This is a genomic window from Pseudomonas sp. MDT1-16, assembly GCF_054898115.1.
Genome location: NZ_CM142717.1, coordinates 5,065,768 through 5,086,942, shown reverse-complemented (window position 1 = coordinate 5,086,942; position 21,175 = coordinate 5,065,768). Strand labels below are relative to the sequence as shown.

Sequence of the window (21,175 nt, the reverse complement as noted above, 5' to 3'; positions counted from 1 at the left end):
AAAATCGCTCCAGCGATGGATTTGCCACTAATCTGATGCCTTATTAGCACAAGCCTGGTTTTTCCAGGCTTCGTGCTATCAGATGCTTCAAAGTTTTGGCATGGCTGTCTTTTTTCACTGGATACCTGATATTCGATGCGCAGTCCCAATTGGTTGTTCCTCGTCTTGCTCCTGCTGCTGGCTGGCCTGCAATACCGCCTGTGGGTGGGTAATGGCAGTCTGGCGCAAGTGGCCGAACTGACTCAGCAGATCGCAGATCAACACGCGGAGAACGAGGGGCTGCTCGAGCGCAATCGGGTGATGGACGCTGAAGTCAGTGAGTTGAAAAAGGGCATGGAGACCGTTGAAGAACGGGCCCGCCATGAGTTGGGCATGGTCAAGGACGGTGAAACCCTTTACCAGTTGGCTCAATGAACCCCTCGTTACCGGCCTTCTGGGCCGTGATTCCTGCCGCGGGCGTCGGTGCCCGTATGGCCGCGGACCGTCCCAAGCAATACTTGCAACTGGGCGGGCGCACTATTCTCGAACACAGCCTCGGCTGTTTCCTTGATCATCCTTCCCTGAAGGGGTTGGTGGTCAGTCTTGCTGTTGATGATCCTTACTGGCCGAATTTGGCGTGTGCTTGCGATCCGCGTATTCAGCGGGTTGAAGGCGGCTCCGAGCGCTCCGGGTCGGTGCTCAGTGCGTTGCTGCATTTGCATGCGCTGGGCGCTGATGATGAGGATTGGGTGTTGGTTCACGATGCCGCACGGCCGAATCTGGCCCGGGATGATCTCGATAAGTTACTGAGCGAACTGGCTGACGATCCGGTCGGTGGTTTGTTGGGTGTTCCTGCACGGGATACCCTCAAGCGCGTCGACAAGCACGGGCGTGTGCTGGAAACCGTGGATCGCAATGTGATCTGGCAGGCCTATACACCACAGATGTTTCGCCTTGGTGCGCTGCATCGGGCATTGGCCGACAGTCTGGTGGCAGACGCGGTCATCACTGACGAAGCTTCGGCGATGGAGTGGGCAGGTATGGCTCCGCGGTTGATCGAAGGCCGATCCGACAACCTCAAGGTCACTCGCCCTGAAGACCTCGAATGGTTGCGCCAACGTTGGACTAACCGTCGCTAGGCAGCGTACTCCGGCCGCTCGGCCAATCCTTCCTTCAAGTAATCCACCAACTTGCGCACCTTCGGCGACAAATGCCGCTGTTGTGGATAAAGCGCCCACACGGCAGTGTTCGGCGGTTGGTGGGCTTCCAGCAGCGAAACCAACTCACCACTTTTAAAATGCTCCAGCACGTAGTAGTCCGGCAGCTGGCACAATCCAACCCCTTGCAACGCCGCATCCAAAACCGCTTGCCCACTGTTGCAGCGCCAGTTTCCCTGTACTCGCTGAGAAAACTCCCGCCCGTTCTGTTCCAGTTGCCAGAGGTCCGAGCTGCCGATGAGGCAGTTGTGGCGGCTCAGTTCCGACAAGCTGTGCGGGCGACCATACCGTTCCAGGTAAGACGGCGATGCGCACAGGTACATGCGCCGTGGCGCCAGGCGTGCCGCCACCAGCCGCGAGTCCTGCAGGCGACCGAGGCGGATTGCCAGGTCCAGGCCTTCATGCACGAGGTCGAGTGGACGATTGCTCAGTTCGATGTCGATTCGCAGTTGCGGATAGAGCCCCATGAAACGGGTCACCAGCGGCACGATGAAGCGTTCGCCATACGCCACGGCGCAGGTCATGCGCAGCATGCCTTTGGGTTCGCTGGTCAGGTCACCCACCGCTCGCAGTGCTTCTTCTCGACCATCCTGTAAACGCTGGCAATGTTGCAGAAAGGTTTGCCCGGCCTCGGTCAAAGTGACCCGGCGGGTGCTGCGGTAAAGCAGGCGCGTTTGCAGCCGCTCTTCAAGGCGTACAATTTGTCGACTGATGTGGGAGGACGAAACCCCAAGGCGTTCCGCGGCAGCCGTGAACTGGCTGCATTCGGCGACAGCGACGAACTCGTCGATACCTTCCCAGCGGTTTTCGGACATTAGGATTATCCCTGTATGGCAATAATGTTTTGCTTTTGTCCGGATTATTCACCGTGGAGCGTTGTATTACACTCCCGGTCTCGTTTTTATTCACTGGAGAATCCACATGATCAAGTCGCGCGCTGCCGTTGCCTTCGAGGCCAAGAAACCCCTCGAGATCGTTGAAGTCGATGTCTCCATGCCCAAGGCCGGTGAAGTCCTGCTGCGCGTGGTTGCCTCCGGTGTCTGCCATACCGACGCCTACACGCTGTCGGGCGCGGACCCGGAAGGCATCTTCCCGTCGATCCTTGGTCATGAAGGTGGTGCAGTGGTTGAAGCAATCGGCGAGGGCGTGACCTCCGTCGCCGTCGGCGATCATGTGATCCCGCTGTACACCCCGGAATGCCGCCAGTGCAAATTCTGTCTGTCGGGAAAAACCAACCTGTGTCAGGCCATTCGCGCGACTCAGGGTAAAGGCCTGATGCCAGATGGCACTTCGCGCTTTTCCTACAAGGGCCAACCAATTTTCCACTACATGGGTACTTCGACATTCTCCGAGTACACCGTGCTGCCGGAAATCTCCGTCGCCAAGATTCCTAAAGAAGCGCCCTTGGAAAAAGTCTGCCTGCTGGGTTGCGGCGTCACTACCGGCATCGGTGCCGTCCTCAATACCGCCAAGGTGAAACCAGGTGATACCGTCGCCATTTTCGGCCTCGGCGGCATCGGTCTGTCGGCCGTAATCGGCGCCGTCAAAGCCAAGGCTGCGCGGATCATTGCCATCGACATCAACCCGACCAAGTTCGCGATCGCCACGCAGTTGGGTGCAACCGATTGTGTGAACCCGAAAGACTTCGATCGTCCGATCCAGGAAGTCATCGTCGACATGACCGACGGCGGCGTCGACTTTTCCTTTGAATGCATCGGCAACGTCCAATTGATGCGTGCTGCACTTGAGTGCTGCCACAAGGGTTGGGGCGAGTCGGTGATCGTCGGTGTTGCCGGTGCCGGCCAGGAAATCGCCACTCGTCCATTCCAGCTGGTGACCGGTCGCGTCTGGCGCGGTTCGGCGTTCGGCGGCGTGCGTGGTCGTACCGAGCTGCCGAGCTATGTCGAAATGGCCGAAACCGGCGAGATCCCGCTGGATACTTTCATCACCCACACCATGGGCCTGGAAGATATCAACAAGGCTTTCGACCTGATGCATGAAGGCAAAAGCATCCGTAGCGTCATCCATTTCTGAGGTCGGTCATGAGCCTGGAAAATATCTCCTGTCAGAAAAGCTTTGGCGGTTGGCACAAGCGCTACCGGCACCGCTCCGATGTACTCGGCTGCGACATGGTGTTTGCCGTGTACCTGCCGCCGCAAGCGGAGCAGGGCGGCAAATTGCCCGTGCTGTACTGGTTGTCCGGCCTGACCTGCACCGACGAGAACTTCATGCAAAAGGCCGGTGCGATGCGCATGGCCGCCGAGCTGGGGCTGATCATCGTTGCACCGGACACCAGTCCTCGCGGTGCCGATGTGCCGGGTGATCCGGATGGCGCCTGGGACTTCGGTCTCGGTGCCGGGTTTTATCTGAATGCCACGCAGGAACCCTGGTCCAGGCACTATCGGATGCATGACTATGTCGTGCAGGAATTGCCCGCATTGGTCGAAGCCCATTTCCCGGCTTCGGACAAGCGCGGCATCAGCGGTCACTCCATGGGTGGCCACGGTGCGCTGGTCTGCGCGTTGCGTAACCCGGGGCGTTATCAGTCGGTGTCGGCGTTCTCGCCGATCAACAATCCGATGGATTGCCCGTGGGGTCAGAAGGCCTTTTCCCGCTACTTGGGTGAAGACCGATCGAAATGGCGCGAGTGGGATGCCTGTGCCTTGATCGCCGAGGCAAACGAGAAGCTGCCATTGCTGGTCGACCAAGGTGATCGCGACGATTTCCTCGCCACCCAGCTCAAGCCTGAAGCCTTGCAACAGGCAGCCAAACTGGCGGGTCATCCGCTGACGTTGCGCTTGCAACCCGGCTATGACCATAGCTATTTCTTCATCGCCAGCTTCATCGCCGACCACTTGCAACATCATGGGCGCGCTCTAAGCGCCTAATGTCCGACAAAGCAGGTAGAATCACGCCCTGACAAAAATCGGGGCGTTTTTTTATGCGTATTGGCCACGGCTATGATGTGCACCGTTTCGCTGAAGGCGATTTCATTACTCTGGGCGGCGTGCGGATTGCGCACGGCTTCGGGCTGCTCGCTCACTCCGACGGTGACGTCCTGCTGCACGCCTTGAGCGATGCCTTGCTCGGCGCCGCTGCGTTGGGTGATATCGGCAAACATTTCCCGGACACCGACCCAACATTCAAGGGCGCCGACAGCCGTGTGCTGTTGCGTCACGTCGTCGCACTGATCCACGCCAAGGGCTGGAAAGTCGGTAACGTCGATAACACCATCGTCGCCCAGGCCCCGAAAATGGCCCCGCATATCGAATCGATGCGCGCGCTGATTGCCGCGGATCTTCAAGTTGAGTTGGATCAAGTGAACGTAAAAGCTACCACCACCGAAAAGCTCGGCTTTGTCGGGCGCGAAGAAGGCATTGCCGTGCACTCCGTTGCCTTGTTGTTGCGCGCATGAACGAGGCGCAATTGCTCGGCCCGCGGGCCTATGGCCAAGTCCTCGGCACCGCGGTACTGAAAGCGACGGCGGAAGATTTTCAGGTCGACGAAGTGCTCAATATTCCCCTCAGTGGCGATGGCGAGCACCTGTGGATCTGGGTGGAAAAACGCGGTCTGAATACCGAAGAAGCGGCACGGCGGATCGCCAAGGCGGCAGGCGTGCCATTGCGCACCGTCAGTTACGCGGGCCTCAAGGATCGTCAGGCGCTGACTCGCCAGTGGTTCAGCGTGCAGCTGCCGGGCAAGGCCGATCCTGATCTGTCGGCGGCGGAAAACGATACGCTGAAAATCCTCAAGACCGGTCGGCACAAACGCAAGCTGCAACGCGGTGCTCACTCGGCCAATGGCTTCACGTTGCGACTGACGCAATTCGCTGGCGACAAAGCGGCGATCGAGGAGCGTCTGCAACTGATCGCCAAGCAAGGTATTCCCAATTATTTCGGCGCTCAGCGTTTTGGGTTTGACGGCGGTAACGTGGTCGATGCCCGTGCGTGGGCTGCTCGCAAAGCCTTGCCAGAACAACGCAACGTGCGTTCGCGGCTGCTCTCCACCGCGCGCAGTTTTCTATTCAATCAGGTGCTGGCGGCGCGCGTCGCCGATGGCACCTGGCAGCGTGCCCTGGTGGGTGATCTGCTGGCCTTCACCGACAGCCGCAGCTTCTTTCCGGCAGGTGTTGCCGAGTGCAGCGACCCGCGTCTGACGATTCTCGATCTGCACCCGACTGGTCCGCAGTGGGGCGAAGGTGACTCGCCGGCGACTGGCGCTGTCCATGAACTGGAGCAGGCAATCGCCACGCGCGAAGCGGACTTGCGTGATTGGTTGATTAACGCCGGTATGAGCCACGAACGTCGCATCCTGCGGCTGCCCATTGGTGGGTTGACGTGGCATTATCCCGAGCCTGACATTCTGCAACTGGAATTCGTCCTCCCGGCCGGATGCTTCGCCACTGTATTGGTGCGCGAGCTCGTTGATCTGGTGCCGGTGGGGCAGACGGACAGCCCATGCGTATTCTGATTTCTAACGACGATGGGGTAACCGCACCCGGTCTCGCCGCGCTTTATGCTGCGCTGGCGGATTACACCGAATGCGTGGTTATCGCCCCGGACCAGGACAAAAGCGGCGCCAGCAGCTCGCTGACGCTCGACCGTCCGTTGCACCCGCAAACGCTGGCCAATGGCTTTATCAGCCTGAATGGCACACCCACCGATTGCGTGCACCTGGGCCTTAACGGCTTGCTGGAACGCGAACCGGACATGGTGGTTTCGGGCATCAACCTGGGCGCCAACCTGGGTGATGACGTGTTGTATTCCGGCACCGTGGCGGCGGCCCTTGAGGGACGTTTCCTGGCGCGCCCTTCGTTTGCCTTTTCGTTGGTCTCACGGCAAGTGGAGAACCTTCCCACAGCCGCGTACTTTGCGCGCAAACTGGTAGAGGCTCACGCGGACCTTGAACTGCCACCGCGTACGGTACTGAACGTGAACATTCCCAATTTGCCGCTGGACCACATCCGGGGTATTCAGCTGACCCGTCTCGGGCATCGCGCACGTGCTGCGGCGCCGATGAAAGTGGTCGATCCGCGCGGTAAATCCGGTTACTGGATTGCGGCGGCAGGCGATGCTGAAGACGGCGGCCCGGGCACCGATTTCCATGCGGTGATGCAGGGCTATGTTTCAATCACTCCACTACAACTGGATCGCACCTTCAATGATGCCTTCAGAAGTCTCGATGGCTGGCTGGAGGGGCTGCACTAATGGGTCGTGAACAAGACGATATGCTGCGTCGCGGCATCGGCATGACCTCTCAGCGGACTCGCGAGCGCCTTATTCAGCGGCTTTATGAGGAGGGGATTTCCAACGCCAAGGTGCTGGAAGTCATCCGCCGTACGCCGCGTCACCTGTTCGTCGACGAGGCGCTGGCCCATCGCGCTTACGAAGATACTGCGCTGCCGATTGGGCATAACCAGACCATCTCCCAGCCTTATATGGTGGCCCGCATGAGCGAGTTGCTGCTGGAGGCAGGTCCTCTCGACAAGGTGATGGAAATCGGCACCGGTTCGGGCTACCAGACGGCGGTGCTGTCGCAACTGGTCGAACGGGTATTTTCGGTCGAGCGCATCAAGGTTTTGCAGGATCGGGCCAAGGAGCGCCTGGTGGAACTGAACCTGCGCAACGTGGTGTTCCGCTGGGGCGATGGTTGGGAAGGCTGGCCGGCACTGGCGCCGTACAACGGCATTATCGTGACCGCAGTGGCGACGGATGTACCTCAGGCGCTGCTTGATCAATTGGCGCCGGGAGGGCGGCTGGTGATCCCGGTCGGATCGGGTGAGGTTCAACAATTGATGCTGATCATCCGGGAAGAGCAGGGCTTTTCCAGGCGTGTTCTGGGGGCTGTTCGCTTCGTCCCGTTACTCAATGGGCCGCTCGCCTGAGCATTTGTTTCAGCGCGCTGAATTCTCTTCGATTGCTCCTGTCTTACAGCGGCACCGATCAGTTAAACGGGATTCATCGTCAGGCAGCAAACGTGTGCGCGAAGCCCTTTCGCTTCATTAAAGGTAAAGCCTGCACGGCTCGTTATACTGGCGACATTTCATGCCGGAACACGGCAATCCACATTTTCAGCCACCACAAAGGGAGCGGCGGGTGAGTCTCACAGTCATTGCGCAGCGAATGGGTAAAACGAGCTTTCAGCGCCTGGTGACTGGCCTTGTTTTGAGCACCTTGCTGGTAGGTTGCTCCAGCAACAAGTCGAGTGATGTACGCGTCGTCGATCGCAACAACGGCGTCGCCCAGCGTCCGGCAGTGACCACGGGTCAATACGTCGTCCGACCTAAAGACACCTTGTTCTCCATTGCCTTTCGCTACGGCTGGGACTACAAAGCCCTCGCGGCACGCAACAACATTCCTACGCCTTATACGATCCATCCGGGTCAGACGATTCGCTTTGACGGCCGTACCGGTTCAACACCGCCAGCAGTGGTCAGTTCGTCGAATTCAACGCCTTCGTCGTCGAGTAAAACCACGGTCTTCCGTCGTCCGGTAACAGGTGTGACCACGGGCACAGGGGGGGTTGTACCGTCCGTCGCGAACAAACCGGCACCCGCTCCACTGCCTCCGGCAGGCCCGGCCCCGACCGGCTGGGGATGGCCATCTAATGGCATTCTCATTGGTAAATTCTCTTCAAACGGGAGTTTGAATAAAGGAATTGATATCGCCGGGGATTTGGGACAGCCTGTTTTAGCTGCGTCTGATGGGACGGTGGTATACGCCGGGAGTGGCTTAAGGGGCTACGGCGAATTAGTCATCATCAAACACAGCGATACCTACGTCAGTGCCTACGGACATAACCGCAGGCTGTTGGTTCGGGAGGGGCAGCAGGTCAAGGTCGGACAGACAATTGCCGAAATGGGGTCAACGGGAACAGACCGGGTGAAGCTGCATTTTGAGATTCGCCGTCAAGGTAAACCCGTAGATCCGCTGCAATTCCTGCCACGTCGTTGATCGCTTTCCAGCCTGTTCCGTCGCGTAGAGGGAACAGGCTCCAGCGTTGCCAAGGATAGAGGCGCCGCTTGAGCTTGAGGTCGAACTCACCAAAGGACTATAACAATGGCTCTCAGTAAAGAAGTGCCGGAGTTTGACATCGACGATGAGGTTCTCCTGATGGAGACCGGCATCGGTACGGATTCGATGTCGAATGATGAAGGGGCTGCTCCACCTTCCGTTCGTGCCAAATCCAAACACTCCGCCTCGTTAAAGCAACACAAGTACATTGACTACACGCGTGCACTCGATGCCACGCAGCTGTACCTCAATGAGATTGGTTTTTCCCCTCTGCTGTCCCCCGAAGAAGAAGTTCATTTTGCGCGCTTGTCGCAAAGTGGAGATCCGGCCGGGCGTAAACGCATGATTGAAAGTAACTTGCGGCTGGTGGTGAAAATCGCCCGGCGTTACGTCAATCGTGGTCTGTCGCTGCTGGACCTGATCGAAGAGGGCAACCTCGGGCTTATCCGGGCAGTAGAGAAGTTCGATCCTGAACGTGGCTTCCGCTTCTCGACCTACGCGACCTGGTGGATTCGTCAGACCATCGAGCGCGCGATCATGAATCAGACCCGGACCATCCGGTTGCCGATTCATGTGGTCAAAGAGCTCAACGTGTACCTGCGGGCCGCACGGGAGCTAACGCAAAAACTCGATCACGAACCCTCACCCGAAGAAATCGCCAACCTGCTGGAAAAGCCAGTGGGAGAGGTCAAGCGCATGCTCGGCCTGAACGAGCGGGTTTCTTCGGTCGACGTCTCGCTGGGTCCGGATTCGGATAAAACCCTGCTGGACACCCTTACCGATGACCGTCCAACCGATCCATGTGAACTGTTGCAGGATGACGACCTGTCTCAGAGCATCGATCAATGGCTCTCGGAGCTGACCGACAAGCAACGTGAAGTGGTGATACGCCGCTTCGGGCTGCGCGGTCATGAGAGCAGCACGCTTGAAGATGTAGGCCTGGAAATTGGCCTGACCCGGGAGCGGGTCAGACAGATTCAGGTTGAAGGCCTGAAGCGTCTTCGGGAGATTCTCGAGAAGAATGGCCTGTCGAGCGAGTCGCTGTTTCAATAAGTCATTTGCTGGCTGGCATTAAAAGCCCCGACTGGTTCGTAATGCTGTTCACTTAAGGATTGTTGACTAATTCTCAGACAGCAGGAAAATCCGGAATCTGATAAGGAATCCGGATTTTTTATGTCTGTTGCTCAAGATTTAAGCGCTGTTCTGGACTTCGCTGAACAGCCACTCTCACACCTTGGGGTGTTCACCGATCACATTCCTCAGGATTGGATCACCGCTGCGGCCGCTCTGGCGGACAAAGCGACTATCCGACGTCGACGCCTGCCTTCGGACATGGTCCTTTAGCTGGTAGTGGGGATGGCGCTTTTCAGAGGCGAGCCAATAGTTGAGGTCGCTCGCCGACTCAATATCTGTGCCGACGGCCTTAAGTTTGCCTGTCGGCACATCGCCAGCCATCTCGTCGTCATGGCTGGAGCAGTGTCGCCGTCACACACACCCAGACGCCTGGAGGAGCTTCGCGGCAGCATCGGTGTGCTTTTCATAACAAAACGCCCCAGACCGGCGAGGCCCAGGGCGGTGAAGATGTCAAAAAACCGGTATCCGGTTAACCGCAAAGCTGCTCCGCTTAAGTGAACAGCATTGCGACTGGTTCGGGGTTTTTTATTACCTGAAAGGCAGGTTTTGAGTTCCCTCCGTAATCATCTCTGGTTTGTAGTCCCTCGCTGTAAGTGTTTGCTTACTCTTTCGTAAGTGTTCGCTAACTCCATGAGTAGCAGTCGTACATATTTTTACGTGAGATAAGATTAACCAGTTGATTTATATGCTTATTTTTTTATATGAATAGCCTGTAACGGGCAGTTTCAATTGTCCGGGGCCATTGCTCTTGGTAGGGAACTCTCTAGTATCTGAACCGTGTCAACGGACAGACACTCCCTTCAAGGATGAGGGGAAAGGACATCGCAGGAATCGATTCATCAGGACGATGAAAAGGAATACAGGGAATAGGGAAAAAATGTGGGCGGGTCAAACCGCCCCTTTTTTTGCCTGCAGAAAAGCAAAAAGGCCCGCAAGGGGCCTTTTCGAGAACGCGGGGATAATCAGCGTTCGAGGTTTTTGAGCTTGCCTTTGACGCCATCCCACTCTTCGGCATCGGGCAACGATTCTTTCTTCTCGGTGATGTTGGGCCAGATTTCCGCCAGCTCAACGTTCAGCTGAATAAACTCCTGCATGTCTTCCGGGACTTCATCTTCGGAGAAGATGGCCACGGCAGGGCATTCTGGTTCGCACAGTGCGCAGTCGATGCACTCATCCGGGTGAATCACCAGGAAGTTCGGGCCTTCGTAAAAGCAGTCCACCGGACAGACTTCTACGCAGTCGGTGTACTTGCACTTGATGCAGTTGTCGGTGACGACGAAGGTCATTTCTAATTTTCTCCTCAGGCGGCGGCAGCGGAGCCCCTTCACGTTGGGGTCGCCAGGTTTGGGAGCGATAGTCTGCTGGTCAGGCTATTAGCCAGCAGCATCCCAAACCGCGCGAGATTCTAACAGCTTGCAGGCAAGTGCGTTAGATCCGTGTCTTAAGTGTATAGAGCATTTCGAGCGCACGACGCGGGGTCATGTCGTCCAGATCAAGTTTGGCCAGATCATCCAGTACCGGATGCGGCAGGCTGGCGAACATGTCGCTTTGCTGCGGCGCAGCGGGTTTTCCCTTGGTTGGCTTCGGCACTTCATGGGGCAGCGCGGTAGCTTCCAGCCGGCCCAGGTGTTCGCGAGCGCGCACGATCACTTCGCTCGGCACACCGGCCAACTGTGCAACCGCCAGGCCATAGCTCTGGCTTGCAGGTCCGGGTAGCACGTGGTGCAGGAACACGATCCGCTCATTGTGCTCAGTGGCGTTGAGGTGCACGTTGGCCACCAACGGCTCGGCTTCCGGCAACACGGTCAGCTCAAAGTAGTGGGTGGCGAACAGCGTGTAAGCCCGCAGGTGTGCGAGGCGTTCAGCCGCGGCCCACGCCAGGGACAAGCCATCAAAGGTGCTGGTGCCGCGACCGACTTCGTCCATCAGCACCAGGCTGCGTTCGGTGGCGTTGTGCAAAATGTTCGCTGTTTCACTCATTTCGACCATGAAGGTCGAGCGCCCGCCTGCAAGGTCATCGCTGGAACCGATCCGGGTAAAGATCCGGTCCACCAGAGACAACTCACAACTGGCCGCTGGCACGAAGCTGCCGATGTGCGCCAGCAGCACGATCAGAGCGGTCTGGCGCATGTAGGTGGATTTACCGCCCATGTTCGGACCGGTGATCACCAGCATGCGGGTGTTGTCGTCGAGGCTCAGATCGTTGGCCACGAACGGCGTGGTCAGTACTTGCTCGACCACCGGGTGACGACCCTGGCTGATGCGCATGCACGGCTCATCGACGAAGCGCGGGCAATTCAGGTCGAGATTCAATGCGCGTTCGGCGAGGTTGCTCAACACGTCCAGTTCGGCCAAGGCAGCAGCGGTGTCCTGCAGCGGTGGCAACTGGGCGATCAGGTCTTCGAGCAGCGCTTCGTAGAGCATCTTCTCGCGGGCGAGGGCGCGGCTCTTCGCCGACAGCGCCTTGTCTTCGAACGCCTTCAGTTCCGGCGTAATGAAGCGCTCGGCACCTTTCAGCGTCTGGCGACGGATATAGTCTGCCGGCGCTGATTCGGCCTGCTTGCTCGGCAACTCGATGAAGTAGCCGTGAATGCGGTTGTAACCGACTTTCAGATGAGACAGGCCGGTGCGGGCCTTCTCACGGGCTTCGAGGTCAATCAGGAACTGCCCGGCATTTTCGCTGAGCGATTGCAAGTCGTCCAACTCGGCGTCGTAACCGGTTTTCAACACACCACCGTCCCGGATCACTGCGGGCGGGTTGTCGATGATGGCTTTTTCCAGCAGTGCCGCCAGCTCCGGGTAGGTGTTGGTGGTTGTCGCCAGTTGAATGATGTGCGGAGCTTCCAGCTCAGTCATCGCCACTTGCAATTCAGGCAGTGCACCGAGCGCATCGCGTAGGCGAGCCAAGTCACGAGGACGGGCATTGCGCAGGCCAATCCGCGCCAGGATCCGCTCGATGTCGCCGATTTCCTTGAGCTGCGGTTGCAGCTTTTCGAAACGGTAGGCGTCGAGCAGGCAGGTAATCGAGGTCTGGCGTGCCAGCAATACGGTCAGATCCCGCAGCGGGCGGTTCAGCCAGCGGGTCAGAAGACGACTGCCCATGGCGGTCTGACAGCGATCGACCACCGATTGCAACGTGTTGTCGCGACCGCCAGCCAGGTTAGTGTCCAGTTCGAGGTTGCGGCGGCTCGCGCCGTCCAGCACCACGGTGTCGTCCAGGCGTTCATGACGCAGGCTGCGCAGATGGGGCAGGGCGGTGCGCTGGGTTTCCTTGGCGTAGCTGAGCAGGCAACCGGCGGCGCCGATGGCCAGGGTCAGGTTTTCGCAGCCGAAACCTTTCAGGTCTTGGGTGGAAAATTGCTGGCAAAGACTTTTCAGCGCCGAATCGCGCTCGAAATCCCACGGCGCACGGCGATGAACCCCACGACGTTTCTCCGCCGGCAGATCCTTCGGCCAGTCGTCCGGGATCATCAGCTCTACCGGATTGACCCGCTCCAGTTCTGCCAGCAGGTTTTCCCAGCCCTTGATCTCCAGCACGGTGAAGTTGCCGCTGGTGATGTCCAGCACGGCGAGACCGAACAGGCGCTCGTCACCCAGAACGGCAGCGATCAGGTTATCCCGACGCTCATCCAGCAGGGCTTCATCACTGACCGTGCCGGGCGTGATGATCCGCACGACCTGACGATCCACCGGCCCTTTGCTGGTGGCCGGGTCGCCGACTTGCTCACAGATCACTACCGACTCGCCGAGCTTCACCAGTTTCGCCAGGTAGCCTTCCGCGGCGTGGTAAGGAATCCCACACATCGGAATCGCCTGACCCGCCGACTGCCCGCGGGCAGTCAGGGTGATGTCCAGCAACTTGGAGGCCTTCTTCGCGTCTTCATAGAAGATCTCGTAGAAGTCGCCCATGCGGTAGAACATCAGCTGGTCAGGGTGCTGGTTTTTCAGGCGCCAGTACTGCTGCATCATTGGCGTGTGGCTGGACAGATCAGAGAGCGCTTTATTCATCGGATAATCAGGCAAATTCGTTGAAAGGTGTAGGGCAAAGGAGGGGCATCGGCCCGGCTTTTCCGCGATGGGCGCAAGGTTAACATGGGCGGTCCACCCGACGCAGGCATGAAAGCCCCGCGGTACATTTCTTCTGAGTATGCACGCCTATGCATTATCTATGCAGTTTGGCATTTGTCTTCTGCAGAAAGAACAAGCACTATGCGCGTTATGCAAAAACGCAATGTTTCTACCGTCTTAAGAGCGCTGCTCGATCAGCACGGGATCTCCCCCACGGAGCTTCACCGTCGCACCGGCGTGCCTCAATCCACACTCTCGCGGATTCTCAGCGGAAAGATCGTCGATCCCTCGGATAAACACATCTCGAAGATCGCCGAGTACTTCGCCGTGAGCACCGACCAGTTGCGGGGCCGTGCGGATGTCGCGCCGGCAGCCAACACTGGGCGCGATCAATTGCATTCGGAACTCAAGGACATAAGTCTGTGGGACGACGATACGCCTGTCGATGATGACGAGGTATCCGTCCCCTTTCTTCGCGAGGTTGAATTGGCTGCAGGATCAGGAAGATTCGTCATCGAAGAGAGCGAGCGCTCTAGTCTGCGCTTCGGTAAGCGGAGTCTGCGCCACAACGGCGTTCAGTTCGACCAGGCCAAATGCGTGACGGTGCGCGGCAACAGTATGTTGCCGGTCCTGCGCGACGGCGCCACGGTTGGCGTGAACGCCGGCAAATGCGGAATTGGCGACATCGTCGACGGTGACCTGTACGCCATCAACCACAATGGTCAGTTGCGGGTGAAACAGCTTTATCGCCTGCCGACAGGGATTCGCCTGCGCAGCTTCAATCGCGATGAGCATCCGGACGAGGACTACACCTTCCAGGAAATCCAGGAAGAGCAGATTGTCATCCTCGGTCACGTCTTCTGGTGGGGCATGTACGCCCGTTAACCTCAACGTTGTCAGATAAAACCCGCCACCGAGCGGGTTTTTTTTCGCCTGCCGAAAATCGCAAGCGCCATTGCCTACGGGGCGTTCATGCGTCAATGCATTTGCTGCGCATAAATAAATGCATTTATGCATTGACTGTGTATGCATTAATGCATATTCTTTGTCTCAAGCCGCTCAACAAAGCAGCTCGAGACGAAGCTCTTTAGTTCCACCACAAAGGCAGCGATGAACCGGCCTCAACGGTTCAGAGGGTTGGCAACTGACCCGGGTGTGCAGCGTAAAGCACCACAAGCAGTTATCCGGCGGGCAGGGACCGCGGTCGGAAGAACAATGTGAATCGATCCGTACCGCGCCAGTAGCGCCGAAAGGTCAACGCGAAGGACCGCATTACTGAAAAGCCCGGCAAGCGCCGGGCTTTTTGGAATGCCTACCTACCGTCAGGCAACTCAAGAGACACCGTTTGAAAGACACACACATCACTCATTAATCACCCCCCAGGAGGCGTGACATGACAAACGAGCAACAAGCGTTGCTGGACATGCCGATCTGGCTCGTCATCGTCCTCGCCCTGGTGGGCGGGGTGTCCGGCGAAATGTGGCGTGCCGACAAGGAGGGCGCCCGCGGCTGGTCATTACTGCGGCGTCTGGCCTTGCGATCCGGGGCCTGCATGGTCTGCGGGGTCTCGGCAATCATGTTGTTGTATGCCGCCGGCGTGTCGATCTGGACGGCTTGCGCGTTCGGTTGCCTTACGGCGATGGCCGGAGCAGACGTTGCCATTGGTCTTTATGAGCGCTGGGCGGCCAAGCGGATTGGCGTTTGCGAAGTGCCGCCGCGAGATACCCGCCAGGACCAATGAACACAAAGCCCAATGGAATGGCGAGCAGCGGTGCCGACCGGCATCCGACCCGCAAGGACGCGGGTTTCTCAAGGCCAGTACCTTTCACTCAAACCCGCCAACAAGCGGGTTTTTTATTGCCCGGTGAAAACACCATGAAGATCACCCCACTGATCACCCAACTGCGTGATCACTGCCCAACCCTCGCCAATCGCGTGGCTGCCGGCATCGACCTCGAAACGCTGAAAGCCAGTACCCCGCTTTCAACTCCTTGCGCCTACGTGGTGCCGATTACCGATCTGGCGGGCGCAAACGCGGCGCAAAACGCTACGTGGCAGACCATTCGCGACCGCTTCGAAGTGACCCTGGTGCTTGACACCACCGACGCTACAAAAGCGCTGGATCTGTTGCACGACCTGCGGGCCGAACTGTGGCGGGCGCTGGTGGGTTTCAAGCCCGGCAGTGATTACGACGCCATCGCCTATGACGGCGGCGAACAGGTTTCCATCAACAGCAACCGCGTGCTGTATCGCCTGCGCTTTTTTGCCGAGTTCCAGCTCGGCCGCAATCTACCTGGTCAGCCTGCGGAGAGCTGGCACGAACGTGAACTGGACGGTTTGTCGTCCTTTACCGGGGTTACCGTGCGGGTCGATGCGATTGATCCAGCGGACCCCAATCTGAAACGCCCAGGCCCCGACGGACGCCTGGAACTGACTTTCTCTGGAGACGTAACCCCATGAGCAAACGCATCACCGTGCTGCCGGCCCCAGGCCGTGCCGTGCCCGACCCGGACGCGGGCGATCTGTTGCCCCTCGAGGGCCGTGAAGTGCCGGACAACGCCTGGTGGCGTCGACGTCTGGCCGATGGCGATATCACTACCAAAGCCGTGAAAGCGGCAAAACCACAGGGAGCCAAATAATGGCGATCGGATTCAGCAACATCCCCGCGGACATTCGTGTTCCGCTGTTTTACGCCGAGATGGACAATTCGGCCGCCAATAGCGCGTCGTCGGCCATGCGCCGTTTGATCGTCGCTCAGGTCAACGACAACATTGCGCCGGCCGAGGTTGGCAAACTGGTGTTGGTGTCCAGCGTGGCGCTAGCCAAAAGCATTGGCGGCCAAGGCTCGATGCTCGCCTCGATGTATGAAACCTGGCGCAAGACCGACCCGATCGGCGAGATCTGGTGCCTGCCGCTGCACAACACTGAAGGCAGCATCGCCAAAGGCGTGTTGACCCTGACCGGCGCGGCCACTCAAAGCGGTGTGCTCAACCTGTACGTCGGCGGCGTTCGCGTTCAAGCGGCCATCGTCAACGGCGCTACGGCAGCTCAGGCCGCTACCACGCTGGCGCTGAAAATCAACGCCTCGGCAGATCTGCCGGTCAGCGCTGCTGCCGTTGAAGGCATCGTGACCCTGAGCGCCAAATGGACTGGCGACAGCGGTAACGACATCAGCCTGCAATTCAATCGCCTAGGCAAGAGCAACGGCGAAGAAACCCCGGCCGGCCTCACCACGGCCATCGCCGCCATGACCGGCGGCGCCGGTGTGCCGGATCAGGTCGCTGCGGTAGCGGCGCTGGGCGATGAACCGTTCGAGTTCATCTGCATGCCATTCTCGGACCTGTCGACCCTCAACACCTGGCAAGCCGTCATGGATGACAGCACCGGTCGTTGGTCGTGGGCCAAGCAATTGTTCGGTCATGTCTACAGCGCCAAGCGCGGCACCATTGGTACTTTGGTCGCTGCCGGCCAAGCGCGTAATGACCAGCACATGACCCTTCAGGCGCTGGAACCGGGCGTCCCGCAACCGTTCTGGGTGCAGGCTGCGGCATTGGCTGCGCGCACCTCAGTGTTCATCTCTGCCGACGCCAGCCGCCCGACCCAAAGCGGCAGCCTGCCAGGTCTCGACCCGGCACCGGCCAGTGAGCGTTTCACCCTGACCGAGCGTCAGTCGCTGCTCAATTACGGTATCGCCACCGCTTACTACGAAGGCGGCTACGTGCGCATTCAGCGTTCGATTACCACCTATCAGAAGAACGCCTACGGCCAGGCAGACAATTCCTACCTGGACAGCGAAACCATGCACCAGTCGGCCTTCATCGTGCGTCGTCTGCAAAGCGTGATCACCAGCAAATACGGTCGCCACAAACTGGCCTCTGACGGCACCCGTTTCGGCGCCGGCCAGCCGATCGTTACCCCGAGCACGATTCGCGGCGAGCTGATCGCCCAGTACGCCAAGCTCGAACTGGAAGGCCACGTAGAAAACGCCGAGCTGTTCGCCGAGCACCTGATCGTCGAGCGCGACGTGCAGGACCCGAGCCGGGTCAACGTGCTGTTCCCGCCGGATTACATCAATGGCCTGCGCGTGTTCGCGCTGCTTAACCAATTCCGTCTGCAGTACGACGACGCAGCCTGATCGCTGCCTTTGACTGTGTGATTTCAGCCCACCTCGCGTGGGCTTTTTATTTGAAGGGAGAAACACCATGGGTCAACTGATTGCGGGCACCTGCTACGTCAAAGTGGACGGCGCTCAACTGACTATCAATGGCGGCTGCGAAGCGCCGTTGATGGCTGTGAAACGGGAAACCGTCGTACCGGGTTTCTACAAGGAAACCGACATTTCCCCGTCGTTCAAAGTGACGGCGCTGCACACCGCGGACTTCCCGCTCAAGCAACTGATCGCAGGCACTGACATGACCGTCACTTGCGAATTCAGCAACGGCAAAGTCTACGTACTGGCTGGCGCCTACCTGGTGGAAGAGCCTGTCTCCAAAGGCGACGACGCCACCATCGAACTGAAATTCGAAGGCATCAAGGGGACCTGGCAATGACTGGCGCCGTGAAGCTTCAGGTTGCGATCGAAGCTCACGGCGAGCCCTTGACCGAACTCAACCTGCGCCGTCCAACGGTGCAGGAAGTTCGAGCGATCAAGGCGCTGCCGTACAAGATCGACAAGAGCGAAGAAGTCAGCCTCGACATGGACGTCGCGGCCAAATACATCGCGGTCTGCGCCGGCATCCCGCCGTCGTCGGTCAATCAGTTGGACCTGGCTGACCTCAACGCGCTGAGCTGGGCTGTCGCGAGTTTTTTCATGAGTGCGGCGTCGGAGCCATCACCGACCTGATTTCAGTCGCCTATGACCTGGCCTGGTTCTGGAAGGTTGACCCCGAACAGATGATGGCCAGGCCACTGGATGTGCTCCGCGAATCGCTGGAGCACGCGCAACGGATCAATGCGATGCAGCAGGTGCAGTGATGGCAGACATAGAAAAGGAAGATGAAAAGTCGGTCCGGCTGACCGGGATCGATGAACTGACCCCCAGGCTCGCCGGCCTTCGAGCGAAGGTCGAGGGCTTCAGAACACATCTTGAACAAACCGGGCTGGGCAAGCTGGATATCAGCGGTCTGTTCAAGGGTGGCAGCGTGATCACGCCCTTCGTGGACGGGATCAAGGCCTCCGCTGCGTTCAAGGGCCAATTGACCGAGGTCAATGAGGCCGCCAAAGGTGTCGATGTGCCGAGCGTACCGACCAGCGCCGCGCAAACCATGAATGTGTTCAGTCGGTCGATGGAGCAGGTGTCGGCTGCCGCTAATACCGCGTTACAACCTGCCGTCGCGACCGTCACGGCAGGGCTTCAGCCGCTGCTCATTGGCTTTGGCAGTCTGCTCAATGACAACCCGAAGCTGGTCGAGGGACTTGCGGCCGGTGCCATTGCGTTTTCGGCGATGCAAACCGCCGTGACCGGCGCGACCCAAGTGTTCGATCTGATGAACAGGGTGCTCAAGACCCATCCCATCGTGTTGATTGCCACGGGCATCGCCTTGGCAGCCGGTTTGATTGTGGCCAACTGGAAACCCATTTCGGCGTTCTTCGCCGGGCTTTGGCAAAAGATTTCTCCGGTCGTGATGCCCATGGTCGAGTTCTTCAGGACGATGTTTGCGTTCACGCCGCTGGGACAAATCATCAGCCATTGGGGACCGATCACCGCCGTGTTCGCGGCGATCTGGGACGTCATCAAAGCGGCGGCCACGCCGGTAATCGGATTTTTTCAGACGCTTTTTTCCTGGTCACCACTGGGTTTGATCATCAGCAACTGGACTCCGTTGACGGGCCTGTTCTCGGCCATCTGGGACTTGCTCAGAGCGCTGTCGGTGCCGGTCATGGACTTTCTGCACGGCCTGTTCGACTGGTCGCCGCGGGAGTTGATCATCGCTGGCTGGGGCGCGGTCACCGAATTGTTTTCCGGTATCTGGGACAGCATCAAGGTCCCGGCGCTGGTGATGTACGGCACGCTGCGCAGCCTGTTTGACTGGTTTCCGTTGGAGGAGATCAAAAAGCGTTGGGAGCCGATCACCGAATGGTTCAGCCAATGGTGGGACAAGCTGCAAGGCGTCGTCGCGCCGATCAAGGAATTCTTTGCCGGTGGTTTCGGCAGTCTTGTCGCCAGTGTGACCGGCAAGGTCGAAGGCCTGACCGAGGCTCAAGAAAAAACCAATGCCGAAGGCAACGGTAAGTTTGCGCCGGCGTTTTTTGGCACCGATACCGAGCAACCACAAAGCCTGTCGGTGCTGCCCGGTAATCTGCCGCACAAACCCTCGATGCAGCCTGGATCCCTGACACAAAACTCCAACGCCCTGATTCAGCAAAGCGCCGCCAACAGCCGCACACAACTCGAAGGCGGCCTGACCGTGCGCTTCGAAAATGCGCCGGCCGGCATGCGCACCGATCAGCCGCAAACCAATCAACCGGCGCTGGCGCTCAATTCGCGCATCGGCTACCGCACACTGTCCCTTGGAGGTTCCAATGAGCTGGCGTGATCGTTTGATGCCGGCGTCGTTTCGCGGCGTCCAGTTCTGGGTCGATCAGGCGAAAAACTCGGTCGGCCAAAAGGGCCAGTTGCACGAGTACCCGCAGCGCGATCTGCCGTATTTCGAGGGCCTTGGCCTGCAGGCGAAGATTCACGATCTGACCGCATTTATCGTCGGCCCCGATTGCCTGGAGCAGCGCGACAAACTGCTCAAGGCGCTGGAGCAGGGCAGTGGTGAGCTGGTTCACCCGTGGCTGGGACGTCTGCAGGTCAAGGTCGGCGAATGCGACATGACTCACACCCGCCAGGACGGCGGGCTGGTGACCTTTACCCTGAAGTTTTACCCCGATCAACCGGTGCCGTTTCCGACGGCGGCGGTCAGTACGCAGAAGCTATTGCTGGTGTCGGCCGACAGCTTGCTGGGCTCCGCAGTGAAGCGTTTCGAAGACGCGATGACTTTGATCAAGGCTGCGCGGATCGGCATTGCCAACCTGCGCAACAGCATCAAGGAGGCTTACGAGGTGATTCAGCAGCACCTTCAGCCGTTGATCGATGAGTACCAGCAGATCAGCGATCTGGTCAAAGCCGTCAAGGAACTGCCCAAGGACGTGGCGGCGGAATTCAAGGGATTGATCGGCGACATCAACGAACTGAAGGACTTCGCCCGTGAAGGTTATCGTGGCGTGATTGCCAACGTCTCCCAACAGGTCGAAGCCATCAAGAAGGCCGATGCGCCGAAGCTCACCACCGGCAAGGACACCACCGCTGCGGCCCAGGCGCTGACCAATCTGGTGCAGGACACTTTGATTGTGCAAGTGGCCCAGTGGGTCGCGTCGATGCCGGTGGCTTCGCAGGCAGTCAAGCGGGTCACCAACCTGCCGGTCGGGCATCAGGCTGTGCAACCGACCACGCACCAGGACGTTCCGGTGGTCGACGATTTAGAGGCCTTGCGTGTGGCACTTGAGGAAGTGTTCAAGCTGCCCGAGGCCAAGGCGGATCCTGCGCACTATCTGGCGATGAGCAATCTGCGCCAGGCGCTCCGGGCGCATTTGAAAGCGGTCGCGTCGTCCGGCGTTCGACTGGTCAGCAAGTCTTTCAAGCAAAGCCTTCCGGGGCTGGTCGTGATCTATCAGCAAAGTGGAGACGCCACGCGAATCGCTGAAGTACTACAGCGCAACGGCATTATTCATCCGGGTTTTCTCCCGCTGGACGACGTAAAAGTCCTGGGGAAATAGACC

The 21,175-nt window shown here is 58.8% G+C and carries 22 protein-coding genes and 2 pseudogenes; 21 read left to right on the top strand and 3 right to left on the bottom strand.

Annotation, left to right across the window (positions count from 1 at the left end; all coding sequences use genetic code 11):
- Positions 1–135: 135 nt before the first annotated feature.
- Both ftsB and ispD read left to right on the top strand, forming a co-directional pair.
- The gene (ftsB, locus tag ACYZT3_RS23455; protein ID WP_008028992.1) at positions 136–414 is read left to right on the top strand and encodes a cell division protein FtsB; all 279 of its coding nucleotides are present in this window, start codon (positions 136–138) and stop codon (positions 412–414) included.
- A complete protein-coding gene (gene ispD / locus ACYZT3_RS23450; protein ID WP_282376952.1) occupies positions 411–1,118 on the top strand; it encodes a 2-C-methyl-D-erythritol 4-phosphate cytidylyltransferase in 708 nt (235 codons plus the stop codon). The genes ftsB and ispD overlap by 4 nt, the downstream gene beginning before the upstream one ends.
- On the opposite strand, the gene ACYZT3_RS23445 is transcribed toward ispD, so the two are convergent.
- Complete coding sequence (locus tag ACYZT3_RS23445; RefSeq protein ID WP_462030870.1) at positions 1,115–2,011, bottom strand: LysR substrate-binding domain-containing protein; 897 nt, start codon at positions 2,009–2,011, stop codon at positions 1,115–1,117. The two genes, ispD and ACYZT3_RS23445, sit on opposite strands and share 4 nt — an antisense overlap.
- Before the next feature lie 106 nt (positions 2,012–2,117).
- Here ACYZT3_RS23445 and ACYZT3_RS23440 point away from each other — a divergent pair, with 106 nt between their 5' ends.
- The 10 genes and pseudogenes from ACYZT3_RS23440 to ACYZT3_RS23395 all read left to right on the top strand — a co-directional run.
- Positions 2,118–3,230 (top strand): S-(hydroxymethyl)glutathione dehydrogenase/class III alcohol dehydrogenase, encoded by a 1,113-nt coding sequence (locus ACYZT3_RS23440; protein ID WP_462030869.1) that lies wholly within the window; start codon positions 2,118–2,120, stop codon positions 3,228–3,230.
- Positions 3,231–3,238: 8 nt separating this feature from the next.
- Positions 3,239–4,084, top strand: a complete 846-nt coding sequence (gene fghA / locus ACYZT3_RS23435; protein ID WP_282376949.1) for an S-formylglutathione hydrolase — start codon at positions 3,239–3,241, stop codon at positions 4,082–4,084.
- Positions 4,085–4,137: 53 nt separating this feature from the next.
- Complete coding sequence (gene ispF / locus ACYZT3_RS23430) at positions 4,138–4,611, top strand: 2-C-methyl-D-erythritol 2,4-cyclodiphosphate synthase (protein WP_010462780.1); 474 nt, start codon at positions 4,138–4,140, stop codon at positions 4,609–4,611.
- A complete protein-coding gene (gene truD / locus ACYZT3_RS23425) occupies positions 4,608–5,666 on the top strand; it encodes a tRNA pseudouridine(13) synthase TruD (RefSeq protein ID WP_282376948.1) in 1,059 nt (352 codons plus the stop codon). Before ispF ends, truD begins: the two co-directional genes overlap by 4 nt.
- Complete coding sequence (gene surE, locus ACYZT3_RS23420; RefSeq protein ID WP_149419682.1) at positions 5,654–6,403, top strand: 5'/3'-nucleotidase SurE; 750 nt, start codon at positions 5,654–5,656, stop codon at positions 6,401–6,403. The genes truD and surE overlap by 13 nt, the downstream gene beginning before the upstream one ends.
- A gap of 41 nt (positions 6,404–6,444) precedes the next feature.
- Entirely contained in the window at positions 6,445–7,080 is a 636-nt protein-coding gene (locus ACYZT3_RS23415) for a protein-L-isoaspartate(D-aspartate) O-methyltransferase (protein ID WP_177318845.1), read from the top strand.
- Positions 7,081–7,291: 211 nt separating this feature from the next.
- Positions 7,292–8,149 (top strand): peptidoglycan DD-metalloendopeptidase family protein, encoded by an 858-nt coding sequence (locus tag ACYZT3_RS23410; protein WP_462032416.1) that lies wholly within the window; start codon positions 7,292–7,294, stop codon positions 8,147–8,149.
- Between the two features lie 105 nt (positions 8,150–8,254).
- A complete protein-coding gene (rpoS, locus tag ACYZT3_RS23405) occupies positions 8,255–9,262 on the top strand; it encodes an RNA polymerase sigma factor RpoS (RefSeq protein ID WP_008154012.1) in 1,008 nt (335 codons plus the stop codon).
- A 120-nt stretch (positions 9,263–9,382) separates the two neighbouring features.
- A pseudogene (locus tag ACYZT3_RS23400) lies at positions 9,383–9,634 on the top strand (transposase domain-containing protein); the annotation flags it as partial.
- Positions 9,635–9,841, top strand: a pseudogene (locus ACYZT3_RS23395) (IS4 family transposase); the annotation flags it as partial.
- A 464-nt stretch (positions 9,842–10,305) separates the two neighbouring features.
- Here the strand turns inward: ACYZT3_RS23395 and fdxA are convergent.
- Positions 10,306–10,629 carry a ferredoxin FdxA gene (fdxA, locus tag ACYZT3_RS23390; RefSeq protein ID WP_282376947.1) on the bottom strand — a complete coding sequence of 108 codons (324 nt, stop codon included), beginning with the start codon at positions 10,627–10,629 and terminating at the stop codon, positions 10,306–10,308.
- 142 nt (positions 10,630–10,771) lie between these two features.
- Positions 10,772–13,351 carry a DNA mismatch repair protein MutS gene (gene mutS, locus ACYZT3_RS23385; protein WP_462030868.1) on the bottom strand — a complete coding sequence of 860 codons (2,580 nt, stop codon included), beginning with the start codon at positions 13,349–13,351 and terminating at the stop codon, positions 10,772–10,774.
- Positions 13,352–13,561: 210 nt separating this feature from the next.
- On the opposite strand from mutS, the gene ACYZT3_RS23380 reads away from it, so the two are divergent.
- From ACYZT3_RS23380 to ACYZT3_RS23340, 9 genes are all read left to right on the top strand, one after another.
- The gene (locus ACYZT3_RS23380; protein ID WP_282377059.1) at positions 13,562–14,296 is read left to right on the top strand and encodes a LexA family transcriptional regulator; all 735 of its coding nucleotides are present in this window, start codon (positions 13,562–13,564) and stop codon (positions 14,294–14,296) included.
- A 508-nt stretch (positions 14,297–14,804) separates the two neighbouring features.
- Positions 14,805–15,152 carry a phage holin family protein gene (locus ACYZT3_RS23375; protein WP_282376945.1) on the top strand — a complete coding sequence of 116 codons (348 nt, stop codon included), beginning with the start codon at positions 14,805–14,807 and terminating at the stop codon, positions 15,150–15,152.
- 134 nt (positions 15,153–15,286) lie between these two features.
- Complete coding sequence (locus ACYZT3_RS23370) at positions 15,287–15,871, top strand: phage tail terminator protein (RefSeq protein ID WP_462030867.1); 585 nt, start codon at positions 15,287–15,289, stop codon at positions 15,869–15,871.
- Complete coding sequence (locus ACYZT3_RS23365) at positions 15,868–16,050, top strand: DUF2635 domain-containing protein (protein ID WP_462030866.1); 183 nt, start codon at positions 15,868–15,870, stop codon at positions 16,048–16,050. The genes ACYZT3_RS23370 and ACYZT3_RS23365 overlap by 4 nt, the downstream gene beginning before the upstream one ends.
- Positions 16,050–17,546: a phage tail sheath subtilisin-like domain-containing protein gene (locus ACYZT3_RS23360; protein ID WP_282376943.1), complete on the top strand. Its 1,497-nt coding sequence runs from the start codon at positions 16,050–16,052 to the stop codon at positions 17,544–17,546. The genes ACYZT3_RS23365 and ACYZT3_RS23360 overlap by 1 nt, the downstream gene beginning before the upstream one ends.
- Positions 17,547–17,613: 67 nt before the next feature.
- Entirely contained in the window at positions 17,614–17,961 is a 348-nt protein-coding gene (locus ACYZT3_RS23355) for a phage tail tube protein (protein WP_282376942.1), read from the top strand.
- On the top strand, positions 17,958–18,254 hold the full coding sequence (locus tag ACYZT3_RS23350; RefSeq protein ID WP_046054588.1) for a phage tail assembly protein: 297 nt from the start codon (positions 17,958–17,960) through the stop codon (positions 18,252–18,254). Before ACYZT3_RS23355 ends, ACYZT3_RS23350 begins: the two co-directional genes overlap by 4 nt.
- A gap of 130 nt (positions 18,255–18,384) precedes the next feature.
- Positions 18,385–19,947 carry a phage tail protein gene (locus ACYZT3_RS23345; RefSeq protein ID WP_462030865.1) on the top strand — a complete coding sequence of 521 codons (1,563 nt, stop codon included), beginning with the start codon at positions 18,385–18,387 and terminating at the stop codon, positions 19,945–19,947.
- On the top strand, positions 19,934–21,172 hold the full coding sequence (locus tag ACYZT3_RS23340) for a DNA circularization protein (RefSeq protein ID WP_462030864.1): 1,239 nt from the start codon (positions 19,934–19,936) through the stop codon (positions 21,170–21,172). The genes ACYZT3_RS23345 and ACYZT3_RS23340 overlap by 14 nt, the downstream gene beginning before the upstream one ends.
- The last annotated feature ends 3 nt before the right edge of the window (positions 21,173–21,175 follow it).